We start from the raw sequence: 304 nt of genomic DNA, 5'->3' as shown, positions 1-304 counted from the left end.
GTTGGCCGCGGGGGCCGCGGGTGCGGGTGGTGCCGCGGGTGCGGCTGGTGCAGCGGAGGCTGCCGGGGCCGCGGGTGCGGCTGGTGCAGCGGAGGAGGCTGCCGGAGCCGCTGGTGCAGCGGGAGCTGCTGGTGAGGGGGCCGCGGGTGCCGGCGCCGGCGCGGCCGATGCAGCCGGCGCGGCCGCCGGCACGGGGGCGGCAGGCGCCCCCGCCGCCACGGGCGCGGCCGAGCCTCCGGACGTCACGCGGCGCATGCCCACCGCCGAGGCCGGCGCCTCCGGCCCGCCGACGGCGCCGACCGTC

At 84.5% G+C, this 304-nt stretch carries 1 pseudogene; it reads left to right on the top strand.

Annotated elements, in window-relative coordinates:
* Positions 1 to 304: pseudogene (locus ACR9ZG_RS18975) on the top strand (hypothetical protein); the annotation flags it as partial.

The sequence above is a fragment of the Leifsonia sp. KNZ12-8B genome (assembly GCF_056755495.1).
Note: the sequence above shows the minus strand (reverse complement) of the source record. Positions and strands in the feature narration are given on the sequence as shown.